The sequence below is a fragment of the Kitasatospora sp. NPDC127067 genome (assembly GCF_042724755.1).
Lineage (GTDB): Bacteria > Actinomycetota > Actinomycetes > Streptomycetales > Streptomycetaceae > Kitasatospora > Kitasatospora lactacystinica.
This window is the reverse complement of record NZ_JBHXEM010000155.1, coordinates 1-18,553: the sequence shown is the minus strand read 5'-3', so window position 1 is coordinate 18,553 and position 18,553 is coordinate 1. Positions and strand designations below refer to the sequence as shown.

The window sequence follows — 18,553 nt, the reverse complement described above, 5'->3', positions numbered from 1 at the left end:
GCCCCCGGGCGAGGGCCGGGGCGGCACGGCGCTGCGCAGCGGGGAGCAGGCCGGCGGCCCGATGGGGCCGCCGCCCGGCGACGGGCGGGAGCCTTTGGGGCCGCCGCCCGGCGACGGGCGGGAGCCTCCGGGCGGTCCGTCCGGGATCGGCCTGCGGGGCCCGGCCGGCATCCGGGTCTCGGCCGGCGGCGGCGAGGAGGCCGCCCACTACCCGCTGACCATCGTGGTCACGCCGACCGACGACATCGAGGTCCGGCTGGACTACCGGCCCGACCTGTTCGACGAGCGCACCGCCCGGGGCCTGGTCGACCGGATGCTCCTGGTGCTGCGCCAGGTCGCGGACGACCCGGACGTGCCCCTGGGCCGGCTCGACGTGCTGACCGGCGAGGAGCGGCACGAACTGGACGGCTCCGGGTACCGGACCCGCCGCGAGCTGCCCGGCGCGACGCTCGCCGAGCTCTTCGAGCAGCAGGCGCGCCGCACCCCCGGGGCCGTGGCCGTGGTCGCCGGGGACACCGAGCTGACGTACGCCGGGCTGGACCGGCGGGCGAACCGGCTGGCGCGCCGGCTGGCCGCGCTCGGCGTGCGCCCGGAGACGCTGGTGGGCGTGGTCGCCGAGCGTTCGCCCGAGCTGATCGCCGCGCTGCTGGCGGTGGTGAAGGCCGGTGCGGCGTACCTGCCGATGGACGGCCGGCACCCGGCCGCCCGGCTCGCCGCGACGGCGGCGCAGGCGGGTGCGGCCGTCGTCCTGGTCGACGGGCCGAACGCGCGGCGGGGCCTGGCCGACGCCGCGCTGTTCGAGGGCGCCGAGGTGCTCCTCCTGGAGCCGGCCCCCGCGGGCCCGGACGCCCCCGGCTCGCCCGGCTCCCCCGCCGCGAACGGGGACGGCGCGGCCTTCCCCGCCGTGCCGGTGCGCCCGGAGAACCTCATGTACGTCGTCTACACCTCGGGTTCCACCGGCCTGCCCAAGGGCGTCGCGGTGACGTACGGCAGCGTCCTGGCGTTCTGCCTGGACGGGTGCTGGTCGGCCGAGACCCTCGAACGGGTGCTGGTGCAGGCCAACCACGCCTTCGACGCCTCCACCTACGAGATCTGGACGACGCTGCTGCACGGCGGCCGGCTGGTGCTGGTGCCGCCCGGGGACATCGACACGGTCGAGCGCGGCCGGCTGATCGCGGACCAGAAGGTGACCAGCGTGCACGCCACGGCCGGGCACTTCCGGGTGCTCGCGGAGCAGGCCCCGCACATCTTCGCCGGGGTGCGCGAGGTGTCCACCGGCGGCGACGTGGTCTCCGCGCACGCCGTACGGACGCTGCTGCGCTCCCACCCGGGCCTGGTGGTGCGCACCACCTACGGCCCGACCGAGTCCACCGCCTTCGCCACCCAGCTGCCCTTCACCGACCCGGACGCGGTGCCCGACGCGGTGCCGCTGGGCCTGCCGATGGACAACACCAGGGCGTTCGTCCTGGACGCGTTCCTGCGGCCCGTGCCGGTCGGCATGACGGGCGAGCTCTACCTCGCCGGGGCCGGGCTGGCGCGCGGCTACCTGGGGCGCGCCTCGCTCACCGCGGAGCGCTTCGTCGCCTGCCCCTTCCCCGCCGAGGGCGAGCCCGAGGGCGCGCGGATGTACCGCACCGGCGACCTGGCGCAGTGGACCCGGGACGGGCAGCTGCTCTTCCTCGGCCGCTCCGACAAGCAGCTCAAGATCCGCGGGTTCCGCGTCGAGCCGGCCGAGATCGAGGCCGTGCTCGCCGCCCACCCGGGCGTCGCGCAGGCGCTGGTGGTCGCGGTCGAGGACGCGGACGGCCGCAAGCGGCTGGCCGGGTACGCGGTGCCGGCCGGCGGCGGGGAGGCGCCGCCCGAGCCGCGGGCGCTGGTGGAGTACCTCGCCGGGAAGCTGCCCGACTACCTGGTCCCGGCCTCGGTGACCGTGCTGGAGGCGCTGCCGGTGACGGCGAACGGCAAGGTCGACCGGGCCGCCCTGCCGCGGCCCGTCTTCGCCGGCCCGGCGGCCGGGCGCGCCGCGGCCACCGACGCGGAGGAGCTGCTGTGCCGGCTCTTCGCCGAGGTGCTGAACCTGGAACGGGTGGGCGCGGAGGACTCGTTCTTCGGCCTCGGCGGCGACTCGATCACCTCGATGCTGCTGGCGGGGCGGGCCCGCAAGGCCGGGCTGGCGATCACGCCGCGCCAGGTCTTCGAGCTGCGCACGCCCGCGGAGCTCGCGCGGGTGGCCGAGCCGGTCGACGCCGAGCGGGCGGCGCGCCCCGAGGACGTCCCCTGGGGCCCGGTGCCGCTGACCCCGGTGATGCACGAGATCGCGGCCCGCACGGGTTCGGCCGCGCGCGCGGGCAGCCAGTCGATGGTGCTGACCGCCCCGCCCGGTCTGACGCCCCCGCTGCTGGCCGCCGTGCTGCACGCCGTCCTCGACCGGCACGACGTGCTGCGGGCGCGGCTGGAGGAGGCGGACGGGCGGCTGGTGGTCCCCGAGCCCGGCGCGGCCCCGGCCGTCGCCGCGGCGGACCTGGTGACCCGGGTGGAGGCCGCGGGCCTGGACGGGGCGCGGCTGGACGCGCTGCTCGACGAGCAGGCCGCGGCCGCCGAGGCCGCGCTCGCGCCGCGGGACGGCGTGATGCTGCGGGCCGTGCTCGTCGACCGCGGCGCCGCGCAGGGCGCCCTGGTGCTGCTGACGGCCCACCACCTGGTGATCGACGGGGTCTCCTGGCGGGTGCTGATGCCCGATCTGGCGCTCGCCCACACGGCCCTGACCGCCGGGGGCGCGGACGCGGCGCGGGCGGCCGTCGCCCCCGAGCCGACCTCGTTCCGCCGCTGGGCGGGCGCCCTGGCGGAGCGGGCCAGGGCGCAGCGGACGGTGGACGAGCTGCCGGCCTGGCGGCGGGTGCTCGACCGGGTCGAGCCGCCGATCGCCGGGCGTGCGCTGGACCCGCGGACCGACACCGTGGGGGGCGGGGTGTCCCGCGCCGAGCTGACCGTTCCGGCGCCGATGGCGGGAGCGCTGCTGGCGGCCCTGCCCGCGGCCTACCACGCGGGGGTCGACGACGTGCTGCTGTCCGGGCTGACGGCGGCGCTCGACGAGTGGCTGCGGGCGCGCGGCGGGCGGGCCCCGGAGGGCTTCCTGATCGACCGGGAGGCGCACGGCCGGGTGCCGCTGGCCGAGGACATGGACCTGACGCGCACGGTCGGCTGGTTCACCGCCGTCCATCCGGTGCGGCTGGAGCCCGGTCCGGTCGACACGGCCGAGGTCCGGGCGGGCGGGGCGGACGCGGCGCGGCTGATCAAGCGGGTCAAGGAGCAGCTGCGGCAGGTGCCGGGCGACGGTCTGGGGTACGGGCTGCTGCGGTACGTGAACCCGGCCACGCGGGCGGTGCTGGAGCCGCTGGCGCAGCCGCAGATCGGGTTCAACTACCTGGGCCGGTTCGGCGGTACCGGCGGGGAGGCGGACGTCCCCGGTGCCGACGGGGTGCCGGCCGGGGCGCCGGCCGGGGTGTCCGCGCGGGCGTGGACGCCGGCGGGTGAGCGCCCGGTGCCCGACGGCGGCGTGGACCCGTCGACGCCGCTGCGGCACGTGCTGGAGATCAACGGTTCGGCGCGGGACCTGCCCGGGGGGCCCGAGCTGGGCTTCGTCCTGGAGTCGCCGGGCGGGCTGCTCACCGGGGCGGAGCTGGGCGATCTCGCCGGGCGCTGGCGGGCGGTGCTGGAGGGCCTGGTGCGGCACGCCGCCGAGGGGTCCGGGGGCCACACCCCGTCGGACTTCTCGCTGATCTCGCTGGGGCAGGAGGACATCGACGAGTTCGAGTCGGCCTTCGGCGGTGAGGGCGAAGGCCGGGGCCGGGGCGAGGGCGAGGGCGGGGGCGGGGGCTGAGCGGGTCGCGCCGGCGCGGGCGTCGGAGCGGCCCCGGAGGGGGCCGGTTCAGCGCCCGCGCCACACGGGTGCGCGTTTCTCGGCGAAGGCGCGCGGCCCCTCCCGGGCGTCCTCGCTGGCCCGGCGGACCTGCTCCCAGTGGTAGCGGGTGGTGAAGGCCTGCTCCAGCGGCAGGTCGACCGAGCGCAGCACGGCCTCCTTCAGGGCGCGTTGGGACAGGGGGGCGCAGCGCAGCAGGTCGGCCGTCCACCGCTCGACGCAGGCGTCCAGCTGGTCGTCCGGGACGACCTCGTTGACCAGTCCGAGGGCCAGTGCCTCGTGGGCCGACATCCGACGGCCGGTCAGCAGGTAGCCCATCGCGGCCTTGAGCGGGATCTGCCGGGCCAGCCGGAAGGCCCCGCCCGCGCCGGGGATCAGGCCGAGGGCGGCTTCGGGCAGGGCGAAGACGGCGCTCTGTGCGGCGATCACCAGGTCGCAGGCGAGGACGAGTTCGAAGCCGCCGCCGAGGGCGTGGCCGCGGACCCGGGCCAGGACGGGTTTGGACAGCGTGAAGCGGTCGGTCAGGCGGGGCGAGCCCGGCTGGCCCCGGGAGCCGAAGCTCGTCGGCGGGTGTCCCTCGCGGTCGAGCCGGGCCCGTTCCTTGAGGTCCTGTCCGACGGAGAAGGCGCGCTCGCCCGCGCCGGTCAGCACGACCAGCCGCACCTCGTCGTCGCGTTCGACCTCGTCCCAGACCGCGCCGAGTTCGGCGTGCATCCGCCGGTCCATCGCGTTGAGGACGTGGGGCCGGTTCAGGGTGACGCGTGCGACGTGGCCGGCCCGCTCGTAGAGCACGGGCCGGTCCGTCGCGGGCTGCGATGTCGCGGGCTGCGGTGCTGCGGGTTCCTGTGCCGCGGGTGGCGGCGTCGCGGGGTCCACGCGGGCAGGCTATCGGTGGGCGCGGGCCGTCGGACGCAGGCCGGGCCGCGGCGCCGCGGCCCGGTCAGCCGTCGCTGCCGATCGAGCAGTTGGGGTCGGGGGCGTGGCCGAGGGGCCAGGCGAGGGTGTCCAGGACGGCGTTCCTGGTGACCGGGTCGAGGTGGACGACGGGCACGGCCTTGTTGTACGGGTTGCCGTACTGGTCGAGGCAGATCCAGCCGCTCGCGCCGTCGACCCGGTTGTCGCCGTGCAGCCGTCGCCAGCTCTGGACGACGTCGTCCGTCGAGGGCGTCCTCACGTTCCCCACCGTCTGGTTGCGGATGCCCGCGACGGCGGTGGAGACCGAGTCGTAGGTGATGATCACGCGGCCGTCGCGCAGGTCGGCGGGGCCGATCGCGTCGGGTGCCTTGGTGTCGGGCTCGCCCAGCAGGTCGGCCAGCTCCTTCGAGGCGGCCTTGGAGCCGCCGGGGCCCTCGGTGCTCTTCTCCCCGAAGGTGTCGGGGTGGGCGAGGGCGGTGTAGCGCACGGTGATGCCGGCGCCCGTGCTGAGGGCGTCCCACTTGTCGGCGAACTTCTCGTCGACCATCAGGGTGGAGGCGTGCGAGCCGGTGACGACGGTGTAGTGCTTGTTGCACTTCCGGTTGCCCAGTTCGACCAGGAACTGGCGCAGTTGGACCGGGCGGCCGGCGAAGTAGAGGGTCGTGGCGGCGGAGGTGCAGATGCTCGGCACCATCTGGTGGAAGTCGTTGGCGAGGTTGCCCTCGTCGTTGAAGTCGGGCGGCGACTGGTAGGTCTCCGGGGCGTTGGGGGCGCCCTTGGTGAGCTTCTCGAAGGTCTGGCGCAGGGTGGCGAGGTAGTTGTCGTTGTCGCGGGTGTCCTCGATCACCAGGGCCTCTTCGGGCTTGATGGCCGCCCCGTACGAGGTGAGGGCGCCCGCCTGGTCGGCGTTGCCGGGGGCGATGCGCGCCAGTCCCGGGTAGCGGCGCGGGTCGGCGGCGGTGTTCTTGATGTCGTCCGCGGTCATGGGGCCGGCGACGACCGGGATGTGCTTGTCCGCGGTGAGGTAGCGCACGGCCTGTTCGGTCTCGGCGATGCTGATGTTGATGCCCGTGACGGCCCGCAGGTTCTGCTTCCCGTCGGCCGCGGCCTGCGCCAGCTGGTCGGCGACGGCGCGCCACTGCAGGTAGCCGCGGCCGGGGTTGGCCAGCACCAGCCGGATCGGGGGCTGCCGCTTGTTCTTGTTCCGGTCGTCGTTGGCCCAGTGCTGGGCCAGGTAGGCGCCCTGCACCTGTTCGACCAGTTCGCGCCGTTCGGCGGGCGCGGCGGAGGTCATGGGGATCATCAGGGCGACGGTGACGGGCGAGCTGTCGGCCACGCGGTCGTTCTCGGCCTTGATGCGGGCGGTGACCTGCTTCAGCTCGTCGGTGAAGACGTAGGCGCCGTCGGTGACGCCGACGCACTCGTGCCGGTCCCCGCGCCGCTCCACGCCGGGGGCGCAGGAGGGGTCGTCGACCAGCAGGTACTCGTATCCCAGATAGCCCCCGGCGGCCAGGACGGCGGCGGCGAGGACGGCCGCCAGCGCGCGGTTCAGGGGACCGTCGGGCAGAACGCTCATGGTCGGGGGTCTCCTCAGATCGGGAGGTGGGGGGCCTGGACCCAGCGCCGCAGGAGCTGCGGCCAGGTCTCGTACGCGTGGAAGAACACCGTCTGGTGGGCGGCCCCGGCGAGCTGGGCCAGGGTGAGCAGCTGCAGCTGGACGCTCCCGATCAGCCGCTCGTCGGGCGGTGCGAGCGGGTGCGACTGCTGCCACAGCGCGTCGACGAGGAACTCGACCGCCTGGTGCACGGGGGTGCCGGCGCCCCCGCAGGCCGGGCAGTCCTCGGGCTGGGCCGCGAGGGCGGTCAGGTTCCGGGGCGGGTGCGGCGCGGCGCAGACCAGGTTGAGGGCGGTGAGCCAGCCGGCCGTGTCGTGGCCGGCCAGGCGCCGGTGGAGGGCGCGCACGACGGTGCCCGTGTCGAGGACGGCGAGGGAGTGGTGCAGGAAGCGGTCGTCGGGCGGGGCGGCGTTGCGCGGGGCCGCGGCCTGCGGGGCCGCGGTCTGCGGGGCCACGGTCTGCGGGGCGGCGGCCTGCGGGGCGTAGCGGTCGCAGAGGGTCTCGTGGATGTCGTGCCACCGCTCGGCCCCGGGGGTCGCGTCGAGCGCGGTGACCAGGCGGTGGCCGAGCAGGGCGCGCAGGGTGGGGTCGCCGACGAACGGCGCGCCGGTGCCCGGCCACGGGTGGGCGCCCCAGTGGTCGTGCTGCAGCAGCTGTCTGGTCGTCTGGACGCGCAGGGTCCCGTTGTCGCCGGGCGGGTAGTGGGCGTCGAGCGCGTGGGCGGCGTCCTCGTCGAGCGCCGGGGCGAAGTTGGTCAGGCGCTCCCGGGCGGTGTCGTCGGGGACCAGGAGGCGCAGCAGCCGCTCGTGCGCCGGCGTGCCGGGCTCGTCCTCGGCGGGCAGGTCGAACAGGGTACGCGGGTCGGGGCTCTGCCCGAGGCGCACGGCCCGTCGGACGGCCCGGACCAGGACGTGGGCGATGCCGGCCCGGCCCGCGCTGAGGCGGTGGATCAACTGGGCGACGTCGGGCCCGGGGTGGTCCGTGCCGAACATCCACGTGACCTCGTCGAGGGTCAGCTGGGCCAGCGGCAGCCGCAGGGTCCAGCCGGCCGGTGTCTGCGGCCGGTCCTCGCGCCAGAACGGGCCGGTGGCGTTGCGTGTCGTCGCGGTGGTGCTCTCGGGGTCGGGGGTGGCCGGTTCCGGTGCCAGGACGGTGACGACCACGCCCGGCCGCGTCCGGACCGTCTCCTCGTGCCAGACCTCGGTCAGCATGTCCAGGACCGGGCGGCCGAGCGGGGTGTGGGCGTTGTCCAGGAGCAGCAGCGGGCGCGGCACCCGGTTCTTCAGTCGCGCCCAGGTGTAGTGGTCGTCGATGTCCGCCAGGAGGGCGGCCATCAGGTGGCGCTCGGCGCGCCCGCGGTCGTGCGGGTTGCCGCGGAAGCCGCGGGCGAGCTCGGAGAGCTGGACGTTCGCCTCGCCCTGGGCGCTGACCCGCCGTTCGGCCCACCAGCGCAGGCCTTTGTTGTTGGCGCGGGCGCCGAGCAGTTCGGTGGCGACGATGTCGGCGAGCGAGGCGACGAGTTCGTTGACCCCGGGGCCAAGCCCGACGACGGTGCCGAGGTTCGGGGCCACCTGTCTGGTCCAGCCCGCCACCTTGTCCCGGCGCGCCTGGGCGTCGGGCTGGCTCTCGCGCAGCAGGCTCTCCAGGCGCCGCCCGGCGGCCTCCAGTTCGCCGGGCCCGACGGCCTGCCAGCTGGTGACCGCCAGCAGGCCCTGGGTGAGCCGGGGGAAGGACAGGCCCGCGCCGAACCTGCTCGCCCGCCGGCTCAGCTCGTACCGCAGGTGGAAGAGCAGGTCCGAGGTGTGGGAGGCGTTGCTCAGCCGGGGGGCCTCGTTCTCGGCGGGCAGGGCGAGGCCGGGGCGGCCGAAGTCCGCGCGCCCGAGGTCCGCGTAGGCCTGGGGCAGGCGCTCGGCGTACCGCACCTCCAGGGTCTTCAGGAGGGTGGTCCTGCCGGTCAGGCGCCCGCCGGAGCACTCGATGAGCAGGGGGATCCCGGCCGGGATCCGCAGCCGGGTGCCGCCCCCGGGTTCGGGCCCCGACAGTTCGAGGCCGACCAGCGAGGGAACGACGGCCTTGAACACAGCCGCCCGTCCGTCCAGAACCACCGCGACCCCCCTGTCCTCCGGCGCGGCGGGAGTGCGCCGCGCCGGATGGAGAATAGGGGAACCGGTCGGTCCGCCACAGGTGTATCGCCGCGGACCCGGACCTCGGTTGCCAATTCGTGACTCGCCTGATAATCCGTCAGATTTCCTGCGGGGGCGGGCTGGTGGGAAGGGTGTTTCCCGTGGTGCCCGTGATGCCGGTGATGCCCGTGGTGCCGGTGGGACGGGGGCGGCGCCGGGTCAGCCGATGGGGCCGGTCCAGGCGACGGTCTTGCGCTGGAGCAGGAGGCCGTAGGTGAACTCGACCGAGATCCGGTCCGTGCCGTTCGGCAGGGCGTACGCGTACACGCCGGTGGCCTCCTGGCCCGGGGCCAGCGAGCCGGTGATGAGCTTCAGCTTGTCGCTCCCGTCGCTCAGCGAGAAGAGGAGGGCACCCTTGGCGTCCCTGACCGTGGGCAGTCCCGATCCGTTGAGCGGGAGCTCCTGGGATCCGGTGTTGACGACGGTGATCCTCAGCTGGACGATCGTGGCGTCCTTGGGCGGCTGGTACACGGTCAGGAGCGGGGAGTACGGCTCCGGCGCGGCCGTCGTGACCTTCAGCCCGTCCCCGTAGGTGTAGGTCTGGCCGAACGACAGGTGCCGGGCCCGCTCCTCCGCGGCCGCCTTCTCCTTCTCGGCCTCGATCCGCTTCAGCTCGGCGTCGATCCGCTGCTTCTCCTGGGCGGCCCGTTCCTGGGCGGCCTTGGTCGCGGCCTCGGAGCGGGCGCGCGCGGCGTCCGCCTCGGCCCGCCGCTCCTCGTTGACCGCCTGCACCCGGGAGACGACGAGCACCCCGGCGCCGACCGAGACCAGCAGGCCGGTGACGCCCAGGATCACGCCCGCCAGGGCCATCCCCCGGTTGGTCGCCGTGCCCTTGCGCGCGTAGCCCAGGCCGATGGCGCCGAACACGACGGCGAGCAGGGCCGGCAGCCAGGACAGCCAGAACAGGATGACGACCAGGCCGAGGACGACACCGACGATGCCGAGCACCAGGGCGGCGATGCCCAGGCCGTTGCGGGGCTGCGGGGCGGGCATCGGCATCGGGTACGGCGGCCAGTACGGCACGCCGGGCGCGGGCGCCGTGCCCGGGGCGGGCGGCGCGCCGGGTGCCCCGGCGGGAGCGGGAGCGGTGACGGACGCGGGGGCCGGAGTCTCGCCCTGGCCCGGGGTCAGCGGCGCCCACGGGTCGGTGGCAGCCGGTTCCTCGGCGGACTGCGGGCTGCTGTCGGGCGGGACGGGAACGGTCATGCGGGATCCTTCGGAAACGTCGAGACGATGAGCTGCTGCCGTCCGGCCCCGGGGCGGGATCCTTCCCGGGTTCCTCCGGGGTCCTTCCGGGGCGTTCCCGGGTTCCTTCGGGTCGTTCCCGGCTCCCGGCGGCGGCGACCCGCCCCGTGCGAAACGGCCGCCACCTCGTGCCGGGCCCGCGCGTCAACCCCCTGGGACGGGACACCGACAGGATCGGCGAGTGATCAACATACAGGGGCCCGGCCCGGGCCCCGACGCCGCGGTCCACGGGCGGCTCCGGGCCCAGGACGACGCCTCAGGACCCGTCCCGGTCGTCCGGGAGCTCCGGGCTGAACAGGTGCGCCCGCCGCACCCCGGCCCTGCGCAGCTCGTCCGCGACGATGCGCAGGACGGTGCGGGCCATGTGCGGGAGGACCAGGCCCTTGCAGTCCATCCGCACGTACGGGATCGAGGCGTCGACGGCGGCGTAGTTGGGGCTGTAGGGCGGCATCTCCTCGTCCCAGGCGTCCTCGGCCTCCTCCGGCGAGAGTTCGCGGCCGTCCTCGAAGACCAGCATGAGCCGGGGCTCGGCGGCGGTGAGCGCCGCGACCGCGCGCGCCGGGTCGTCGCAGCTGACGGCCACTCCGAAGACCTGGCAGGGAACAGCGCCGGGGCGGGTCCGCTCGATGGGCAGCGTGTGCGGATCCACCGTGATGCCGCCCGGCTCGCTCTCCGAGACGGCCGCCCGCCGCATCCAGAACGCGGCCTCGTCGCTCTCACCGCAGGCCTCGACGACATGCCACAGCAGCTCCGGCCCCGCGCCGCGGACCGCCTCCTCGAACAGGTCGCGGGCGCGCTCCCACTCCCCCGCGTCCGCGGCCTCGCGCCCGCGCCCGAACGCGGCTTCGGCGGCGGGCGACAGGGGCGGCAGGGGCAGCGGCGACGGCTCCGTGGTGTCCACGGCCCCATGGTTACCACGGGCCTGCGACAGTCCGGTGTCCTGCGGGTGAGCACCCGGCCACCGGGCGGCGCCCGCGCGGGCGGGGAGGGGCGGATTCACCCAGGGCAGAACGCCGTGCTCTTCCCCCCGGGCCCCCGGTCCCTAGGCTGAGGGGGTGAGCACTCAAGCGCCGAACGAAGCCCGCGTCATCCCCCTGCGCCCGCACGCCTCGCCGCCCGCGTCCGGCGGGGAGTCCCGCCCCCCGCGGACGCCCGCGCGCAGGGAGCCGCTGTGGCGCGACGTCGTCGGCGACGTGCTGCGGCGCGAGCGGCTCGCCCAGGAGCGCACGCTGAAGGACGTCGCGGAGGCGGCCCGGATCTCGATGCCGTACCTGTCGGAGCTGGAGCGCGGGCGCAAGGAGGCCTCCTCCGAGGTGCTCGCGGCGGCCGCCCGGGCGCTGGGGCTCGGCCTCGCGGACCTGCTCTCGCTCGCCCAGGACGAACTGGCCCGCTACGCCCCGAGCCGGGTCGGCCAGGGCCTGGCGGACCAGGGCCTGGCGGACCAGGGCCTGGTGGACCGGAACCGGGTGGGCCGGACGGGCCAGGGCCTGGCGGGCCGGGGCCGCACCTCGCCCGCGGGGCGGTACGACGGACTCTGCCTCGTCGCCTGACCGCGGCGCGGCACCGCGGCGGCCGGGTACGGCAGGGCTCGCCCCCTGCCGTCGCCCGGCCGCGCGCGGCTCACCCGGACGCGAAGCGCCGGCTCAGCACCTGGTCGGCGATCCCGTAGGCGACGGCCTCCTCGGCGGAGAGCACCTTGTCCCGGTCCATGTCCGCGCGCAGCGTCGCCACGTCGTGGTGGGTGTGCCGGGACAGGACCTCCTCCACCTGCGCGCGGATGCGGACCATCTCCTTGGCCGCGAGGCTGAGGTCGGAGACCGTCCCCCGCCGGCCGCCGCTGGCCGGCTGACCGAGCAGCACCCGGGCGTGCCGGAGCACGAACCGCCGCCCGGGGTCCCCGCCGGCCAGCAGCACCGCCGCCGTGGAGGCGGCCTGGCCGACGCAGAAGGTGGAGATCGGCGCCTGCACGAAGGTCATCGTGTCGTAGATCGCCATCAGTGAAGTGAACGATCCGCCGGGCGAGTTGAGGTAGATCGAGATCTCCCGCTCCGGGTTCTCCGATTCCAGGTGCAGGAGTTGGGCGATGACCACGTTGGCGACCGAGTCGTCGATCTCGGTGCCGAGGAAGACGATCCGCTCGTTCAGCAGCCGGCTGAAGACGTCGTAGGTGCGTTCGCCCTGCGCGGTGCGCTCGACGACGTAGGGAACCGTGTACGAGCCCATGTCACAGTCCGATCCGTCGGCGGGAGGCGGCCGGGCGGATGTCGGCGACCGACTCCACCACCCGGTCCACGAGCCCGTACTCCCTGGCCTGCTCGGCGGTGAACCAGCGGTCCCGGTCGCCGTCGCGCGCGATGGTCTCCTCGCTCTGCCCGGTGTGCTCGGCGGTGATCCGCTCGATGGCCCGCTTGGTGAACTGGAGGTTCTCCGCCTGGATCTCGATGTCCGCGGCGGTGCCGCCGATGCCCGCCGAGGGCTGGTGCATCATGATCCGCGCGTTCGGCAGGGCGAAGCGCTTGCCGGGCGCCCCCACCGTGAGCAGGAACTGGCCCATGCTGGCGGCGAAGCCCATCGCCAGCGTCGAGACGTCGTTCGGGACGAGCCGCATGGTGTCGTAGACGGCCAGACCCGCGGTGACCGAGCCGCCGGGGCTGTTGATGTACAGGCTGATGTCGGTGCGCGGGTCCTCCGCCGACAGCAGCAGCAGCTGCGCGCACACCCGGTTCGCCGACACGTCGTCGACCTGCGTGCCGAGCAGCACGATCCGCTGGGCGAGCAGCTGCGCCGCGAGGTGGTCGTCGAAGGCGCTGGGCGGGGTGTCGCCCTCCGCCGCGCGGGGCGGGGGCGTGGTGAGCGGGGCCATCGGGTCTCCTTGTCGAGGCGGGGGGCGGAACTCGCCGTCCACTCCACTCTCGCCCCGGGAGGGCTCCCGGATGCGGCCGCTCTGCCCGCGGCGGATTCGCCGAGGGCAGAGGGGGCCGACGCCCTGCCGCGCCGCCGGACCCGGGGCCCGTCCGCAGGGCACGGTCGGAAAACTTCCTGGATGACGAAGCTCCGACTGGGGTAAGTTCCGCCAGCACACCATCAGTTGACGAAAGATCAGCTGGGAGGTCGGGCGGATGGCCGGATCGGTTCGGGACGTCGTCGTGGATGTGGTGACACGGCTGGCGCCGGAGGAACTGCCGTTGCTGCGGGGGCTGGACGGGCTGTCCTCCGAGGAGGTGGTGGCGCTGTTCGGACGCCGGCAGCGCGGCGAGCCGCTGGGGTTCGGGCTGGCCGAGGCGGCCGCGCTGGCCACCCCGGTGGTGTGGATGGCGGTGGACGAGGCGTGCCGGGCCGCGGTCGGTGCCGGCGTGAGGCGCGCGGGCGGCGGGCTGCGGCGGCTGTGGCGGCGCGGGCGCGCCCGGCCCGTGGTGGAGCCGCCCGTACCGCCGTTGGACGAGCGGCAGTTGGCGGCCGTCCACGCCCGGGTGCGCACGGGTGCCCGCGAGGCCGGGTTCGACGAGCCGGCCGCCGGCGCGCTCGCGGACTGCGTGGTGGCCCGGCTGGCCATGGAGCCGGGCGCGCCCGCTCCCCCGGCGGAACCCGGCTCCGGGGCCGGGCGCGGGTCCGGCGCACCGCTCCTCCCGGAGCCACCGGCGTGAGCGCACCCGCCGCGCCGCCGGTGCCACCGATGCCACCGGAGCCGCCCGCCGTCCCGCCGGCCCTCGACCCACGGGTACTGCCCGCCGGAACCGCCCTGCGCTTCGGCCTGCTGCTGCTGTCCATGGTCGTCGCCGGCCACCACATGCTGACGACCATGCTGGAGCTGGTCCGCAAGGGCAGGGCGACGGAGTACGCCTGCAAGCTGGCCGCCGGGCTCGACCCCAACGGGGACTTCCTGGCGCAACTGGGAGTCGCCCCGGGAACGGACCCGGCCCTGCGCGCCTGCCTGGCCGCCGGACCGGACGACCCGTCGTGGCCGGTGCCCGTCGCGCTGGCGCTGGTGCTGGCCGCGGCCGCGACGCTGTACCTGCTGCTGCCCCGCTGGCGCCGGCGCTCGCGCCGGCTGGTGCCCGTGGACGGGCAGCTGCGGGAGGAGCTGGAGCGCCTGGCAGGGCAGGCCCGGCTGCCCGTGGTACCGGAGTTCGTGGTGGACCCGCGCCGGCTCGGCCCGGGGGCGGTGGCGTTCGGCCACGCGCGCCGGCGCACCGTGTGCCTGTACGCGGGGCTCTCGGTGAGCCGGCACAGCGATCCGGCCGGGTTCCGGGCCGTGGTGCTCCACGAGTTCGCACACATCCGCAACCGGGACGTGGACCTGGGGTACGCGGTCACCGCCCTGTGGCGGGTGTTCGCACTGCTGGTGGCCCTGCCGTTCGTGCTGGTGGTCGGCGGGACGCTGGTGGGCGCGGAGTTCGGGCTCTTCGTGGGCGCCGACCGGGTGTTCTGGCCGGCCGGGCGGGCGCCGCTGGTGCGGCAGACGGCCACCGCGCTGGGGATGGCGCTGCTGGTGGTCCTGGCCCGCGCCGACACGCTGCGCCACCGGGAGCTGTACGCGGACGCGGACGCCGTCGCCCTCGGCGCCGACCGGCGGGTGTGGGACGTGCGCGACCCCGCGGGCCCGGCCGCCCGGCTCGGCCGCCTCTGGCGGTCGCATCCGACCTGGGCGCAGCGGCGCCGGGCGCTGGACGACCCGGCGGCGCTGTTCACCCTGGCGCCGTTGCAGACGTTCCTGGTGGGCGCGGCCGGTATCGCCGTCCCCCTGCTGCTGCCCCCGTTCGCCGACGGGACGGTCGGGGTGTGGCTGGCCACCGTGCCGACGGCGACGATCCTCGCGGTGGCGGCCTGGCGGTCGACGGCGTACGCGGCGCACCGCGGGACGGCCGGGCCGGACGGGCTGCGGGCGGGGCTGTGGCTGGGCGCCGGCCTGGTGGTCGGCGAGCTGACCGTGGACATCACCGCCGGCGGCGGTTGGCTCCCGGAGCATCCGATCGCCCTGCTGGTGCCGCTGCTCGGCGCGTTGGCGTACGTCCCGTGGCTGGTGCAGTGCGCCCGGCTGGGGCTGGATCCGGGGCGCGGGCGGGTGGCCGCGGTGATGGCGCTGGCGGCGGCGGTGCTGGTCGCCGCGGCCGGGCTGACCTGGTGGTCGAAGGGCGGCCACCTGTACACCGCCGGGGACTTCCTGGTCCAGGGCGGGATCCGGGAGGTGCTGCTCCAGCAGTTCCCCGACGGGTGGGAGCGGCACCGGGCCGAGCTGGGGTGGATCGCCGCCGTGCTGCCGCGTCTCGGTACGGACGGGCGCACCGTGGCCTTCGCCGCGGCCGCGGGGGCGCTGTGGGCGCTGCCGTACCTGCTGTGGCTGCTCGGCGGGCACCGGGGGCTCGGCCGGGCGCTGCGCCGCGGGCTGCTGGGCGGTGCCTTGTGCGTGGTCGGGGTGCTGGCGGTCAAGGCGGCGCTGTACGCGGACCGGCCGCCGCTGGGTGAGCGCGGGAGCGGGTTCGCGCTGCGGTACGTGTGGTGGCTGACGGTCGCGATCTGGGCGGGGATGGTGGTCACGGCGGTGGTCGTGGCACTGGTGTCCCGGCGGCTGTGGCTCGTCGGGGCGCTGGTGGCGGCGGGGGTCGCCCAGGCGTGCGCGCTGGTGGCGGTGTTCCTGCTGATGTCGGTGGACGGCTGCCTCGGGCCGTTGCGGACCATGGGCGACAGCTGTCTGTGGGTGCCGCGGGGCAGTTGGCCGCTGGTGCAGGTGCTGGCCGGCCCGGTGCTGCCGGCGCTGTTCGGGGCGGCGATGGCCGCGGCGCTGGTGCGGTTGCCGCTCGCGCTCGTCCGGCGGCGGGGCGACGGGCCGCAGACCGCCGACCGGGTGGCGCGCTCCGGCCCCCGGCGGGCGGTGCTCGCCGGGGTCCTCGTCGGGGCGCTGGCGCTGGGGCCCGTCGCCGTGCAGGCGTCGGGTTCGGGTTCGGGTTCGGTGGGCGGGCTCGCGGTGCAGCGTCCGGCCGACGCCCGGTCCGAACGGGTGCGCGTCTTCCAGCTGCTGATGTGGTACCTGGTCGGTGGTAAGCAGGACATCCTGGCGCTCATCGACGGGTACCAGGCCTTCTCCGACGAGGTCCAGGTGCTCGAACGGACGGCGCGGGAGCATCCGGGCGAGCAGGTGCGGTTCGACGGCAGCCGCTTCGCCGGGATCTGCACCACGCTCCACCGCGCCGCCGGGACCGCCCTGGGACACCTCCACATCCCCGACTCCGGCCTGGACCGGCCGTGGTGGGCGGCGCTGGAGCAGACCCGACGGGCCGGGGAGCACTGCGCGCAGGTCATGGACCGCGACCGCGAGGAGCAGCCGGGCGAGGCCGACACGGTGCTGGCGGAGGTCGTCGACGGGCTCCGTGCGACCCTGGGCGCCATCGATCCCGTCGTGCGGCGGATCGAGAGCGACGGGCCGCGGTACTGGCCGGACCTGGTCCGCATCACCGGCCCTCGGCCCTCGGGGCAGGGCGACGGCTGAGGGGCGGTCCCGCTCGGTCGGTCGGCTCGCCGAGCCGGCGGGCGGGCGGGGCCGGCCGCGGCCTGTTCCTGCTGAGCGCTCAGCGGCCGCCGAGCGCTCAGCCCGAGGAGACCGGCAGGACCGGCAGGGCCGGGAGTCGGTCCAGCGCGATCCCGAAGCGGGTGCGGTAGGCGGCGAGGGCCTCGTCGTCGGCGAGCGTCCGCTCGGTGCGCCCGCCGTCCGGGGTGGTGGTGATCAGGCGGTTGCCGCTGATGGTCACCCGGCCGCCGTCCGCGGTGGGCAGCGAGCAGGTCGTCGAGCGGGTGAAGTGGGAGTGCGGCGAAGTGGCCTGCCACCAGCAGGTCGGGGCGAAGTCAGCGAGTTCGTACGGGCGCGGGCCCAGGCGGTACTGCGGCGCGCCGTCCAGCAGGACGTCCAGGTCGCCGTGCCCGCCGGTCGGGACGAGGGTGAACGCGCCCTCGGCGTCGGCCTGTTCGCCGCGCTCGTCCAGGCGCAGCGGGTGGCGGCTGAAGCGGCCGAAGCCGACGTCGACCAGCCACGGCTCGTCGAGGTCCACCCGCAGGGCGAGGTGGTCGAGCGGCGGGCCGAGCCGTTCGCCGTCGAAGACGCGGGCGGCCAGCAGGCTGACCCGGTAGCCGAGTGAGGTGAGCAACTCGGCGAAGGAGCCGTTGAGTTCGTAGCAGAAGCCGCCTCGGCGGCGGGTCACGACCTTGGTCCGCAGGGCGGCGGGGTCGAGGTCGACGCCCTCGCCGAGGTGGATGCTCAGGTTCTCGAACGGGACGGTGCGCAGGTGCGCGAGCTGGAGCCGGGCGAGGGCCTGCGGGGAGGGCGCTCCGGGGTCGGGGAGGGCGATGCGGTCGAGGTAGGCGGACCGCTGGGCGGCGGTGAGGCCGGCGGTGAGGCCGGCGGGGGGCTGCTCGTGGTGTGGCGCGTGATCCATCCGGCCATTCCACCGGGGTGCGGGGCGCGGGGGCATCGGCTTTTGGTCCTACGTCCACCCGGACGGCCGGGCGCGGCCACGGGTCGGCATCGCCCCCGGGCGCTGCCCCCGCTCTGCCCTTTCGGCCCTCGTGGACGCCCGCGCCGGGGCCGTAGTCTCGACGGCCGGGGGCCGGACGGCGAAACGGGAGGGCCGGGAAGCGTGCGCAAGGCCGTGACACACTCGGTGCCGCCGGTGCCCGGGGCCGCACCGAGGAGGCGCACGACGCCGGGCCCGGCCGCGGTGCCCGCCGCCCCCGGCAGGGCGCCGCACCCGGCCGAACTCGCCGCCCTCCAGCGGACGGTGGGCAACGCGGCCGTGACGCGCCGGCTGCAGCGCCAGGAGGCCCCCGGGGTCAGGGAGCAGGCACGGCGCGACGCCGCCGACCCGACCGGGCACGGCGAGTGGGGCACGTTCCGCGAGGACATGGCCCGGGCGGGCTTCTCCGGGGACGTCACGGAGATCGCCTGGCAGCTCGTCCTCGGCGGGATCGCCGACCAGGGACGGCTCAACGACGAGGCCATGGCGCGGTTCACCGAACGCCAGGACCAGCGCGACCACCGCGCGTCGAACAGCTGGTACCAGGAGCTGGTGAAGGTCGTCGGCGACCACCTGGAGATCGACACGCCGACGCTGGCCCTGTGGTCGGGCGGCCGGGAGATCAGCGACTACGCCCTCGCCAAGGGCCACACCCCGCTGGAGGCCACCGCCTTCGGCGGCGTGGTCGACCGGCTGGCCCTGACCCCGGACTGGATGCTCAAGACGCCGATGTGGAACGTCCTGTCCAAGGCCTTCGTGAGCCGCGCCCGCGGCCCCGTCCACATCTTCCTGCGGGCCTACGACCCGGAGAGCGTCCTGATCGCGCAGGAGGTGCCGCAGCTGCGGGTGGTCATGGCGCTCGACCCGGCGGTGCGGCTCGTCTGGCACCCGGTGTACGCCGCGGCCGACGGCCGGCTGATGGAGATCACCAGGGGCCTCGACCTGGCCCCCGACGCGCCCTGCTCCACCCGCGACGCGTGCGTGCGGATCCTCTACGACTACCTGCGCCTCGTCCACGACCCGGCCAACACCCGCTCCGAGCGCGCCCACGCGGACATGAGCGCCCGCCTCGCCGCCAACGGCAACCCCCCGTAGCGCCGGCGGGCCGTCGCCGCTCCCCTTCGCCGCCCGTGCGTCACCCCTGCGGACGACGCCGCCCCCGGCGGGTCCTGGG

The 18,553-nt window shown here is 75.9% G+C and carries 13 protein-coding genes; 5 read left to right on the top strand and 8 right to left on the bottom strand.

Features of this window, described 5'->3' with window-relative positions; genetic code table 11:
• Positions 1-3,880 (top strand): amino acid adenylation domain-containing protein (locus ACFWJ4_RS36540; RefSeq protein ID WP_380552329.1); only part of this gene is annotated, 3,880 nt, incomplete at its 5' end.
• A gap of 48 nt (positions 3,881-3,928) precedes the next feature.
• On the opposite strand, the gene dpgD is transcribed toward ACFWJ4_RS36540, so the two are convergent.
• The 5 genes from dpgD to ACFWJ4_RS36515 form a co-directional block, all read right to left on the bottom strand.
• Positions 3,929-4,795 (bottom strand): enoyl-CoA-hydratase DpgD, encoded by an 867-nt coding sequence (dpgD, locus tag ACFWJ4_RS36535; protein ID WP_380552327.1) that lies wholly within the window; start codon positions 4,793-4,795, stop codon positions 3,929-3,931.
• A gap of 64 nt (positions 4,796-4,859) precedes the next feature.
• Positions 4,860-6,410: a hypothetical protein gene (locus tag ACFWJ4_RS36530; protein ID WP_359906310.1), complete on the bottom strand. Its 1,551-nt coding sequence runs from the start codon at positions 6,408-6,410 to the stop codon at positions 4,860-4,862.
• A gap of 14 nt (positions 6,411-6,424) precedes the next feature.
• A complete protein-coding gene (locus tag ACFWJ4_RS36525) occupies positions 6,425-8,554 on the bottom strand; it encodes a hypothetical protein (RefSeq protein WP_380552324.1) in 2,130 nt (709 codons plus the stop codon).
• Positions 8,555-8,791: 237 nt separating this feature from the next.
• On the bottom strand, positions 8,792-9,838 hold the full coding sequence (locus ACFWJ4_RS36520) for a DUF4190 domain-containing protein (RefSeq protein WP_380552321.1): 1,047 nt from the start codon (positions 9,836-9,838) through the stop codon (positions 8,792-8,794).
• Between the two features lie 295 nt (positions 9,839-10,133).
• Positions 10,134-10,778: a tetratricopeptide repeat protein gene (locus tag ACFWJ4_RS36515; RefSeq protein ID WP_380552318.1), complete on the bottom strand. Its 645-nt coding sequence runs from the start codon at positions 10,776-10,778 to the stop codon at positions 10,134-10,136.
• 154 nt (positions 10,779-10,932) lie between these two features.
• Here ACFWJ4_RS36515 and ACFWJ4_RS36510 point away from each other — a divergent pair, with 154 nt between their 5' ends.
• A complete protein-coding gene (locus ACFWJ4_RS36510; protein WP_380355003.1) occupies positions 10,933-11,427 on the top strand; it encodes a helix-turn-helix domain-containing protein in 495 nt (164 codons plus the stop codon).
• A 70-nt stretch (positions 11,428-11,497) separates the two neighbouring features.
• Here the strand turns inward: ACFWJ4_RS36510 and ACFWJ4_RS36505 are convergent, their stop codons facing one another.
• Entirely contained in the window at positions 11,498-12,100 is a 603-nt protein-coding gene (locus ACFWJ4_RS36505; protein ID WP_380552315.1) for a ClpP family protease, read from the bottom strand.
• A gap of 1 nt (position 12,101) precedes the next feature.
• Complete coding sequence (locus ACFWJ4_RS36500) at positions 12,102-12,740, bottom strand: ATP-dependent Clp protease proteolytic subunit (RefSeq protein ID WP_359906292.1); 639 nt, start codon at positions 12,738-12,740, stop codon at positions 12,102-12,104.
• A 283-nt stretch (positions 12,741-13,023) separates the two neighbouring features.
• Here ACFWJ4_RS36500 and ACFWJ4_RS36495 point away from each other — a divergent pair, with 283 nt between their 5' ends.
• On the top strand, positions 13,024-13,521 hold the full coding sequence (locus tag ACFWJ4_RS36495; protein WP_380552312.1) for a hypothetical protein: 498 nt from the start codon (positions 13,024-13,026) through the stop codon (positions 13,519-13,521).
• A complete protein-coding gene (locus ACFWJ4_RS36490) occupies positions 13,518-16,361 on the top strand; it encodes a M48 family metalloprotease (protein WP_380552309.1) in 2,844 nt (947 codons plus the stop codon). The genes ACFWJ4_RS36495 and ACFWJ4_RS36490 overlap by 4 nt, the downstream gene beginning before the upstream one ends.
• 97 nt (positions 16,362-16,458) lie before the next feature.
• Here the strand turns inward: ACFWJ4_RS36490 and ACFWJ4_RS36485 are convergent, their stop codons facing one another.
• Positions 16,459-17,301: an arylamine N-acetyltransferase gene (locus tag ACFWJ4_RS36485; protein ID WP_380552306.1), complete on the bottom strand. Its 843-nt coding sequence runs from the start codon at positions 17,299-17,301 to the stop codon at positions 16,459-16,461.
• Between the two features lie 201 nt (positions 17,302-17,502).
• On the opposite strand from ACFWJ4_RS36485, the gene ACFWJ4_RS36480 reads away from it, so the two are divergent.
• A complete protein-coding gene (locus ACFWJ4_RS36480; RefSeq protein WP_380552303.1) occupies positions 17,503-18,474 on the top strand; it encodes a hypothetical protein in 972 nt (323 codons plus the stop codon).
• Positions 18,475-18,553: the final 79 nt, after the last annotated feature.

Bases quoted from the DNA above. Each gene is read 5' to 3' on its own strand.
- ACFWJ4_RS36520 (WP_380552321.1), bottom strand. From the start codon at position 9,838: ATGACCGTTCCCGTCCCGCCCGACAGCAGCCCGCAGTCCGCCGAGGAA.
- ACFWJ4_RS36530 (WP_359906310.1), bottom strand. From the start codon at position 6,410: ATGAGCGTTCTGCCCGACGGTCCCCTGAACCGCGCGCTGGCGGCCGTC.
- ACFWJ4_RS36505 (WP_380552315.1), bottom strand. From the start codon at position 12,100: ATGGGCTCGTACACGGTTCCCTACGTCGTCGAGCGCACCGCGCAGGGC.
- ACFWJ4_RS36500 (WP_359906292.1), bottom strand. From the start codon at position 12,740: ATGGCCCCGCTCACCACGCCCCCGCCCCGCGCGGCGGAGGGCGACACC.
- ACFWJ4_RS36485 (WP_380552306.1), bottom strand. From the start codon at position 17,301: ATGGATCACGCGCCACACCACGAGCAGCCCCCCGCCGGCCTCACCGCC.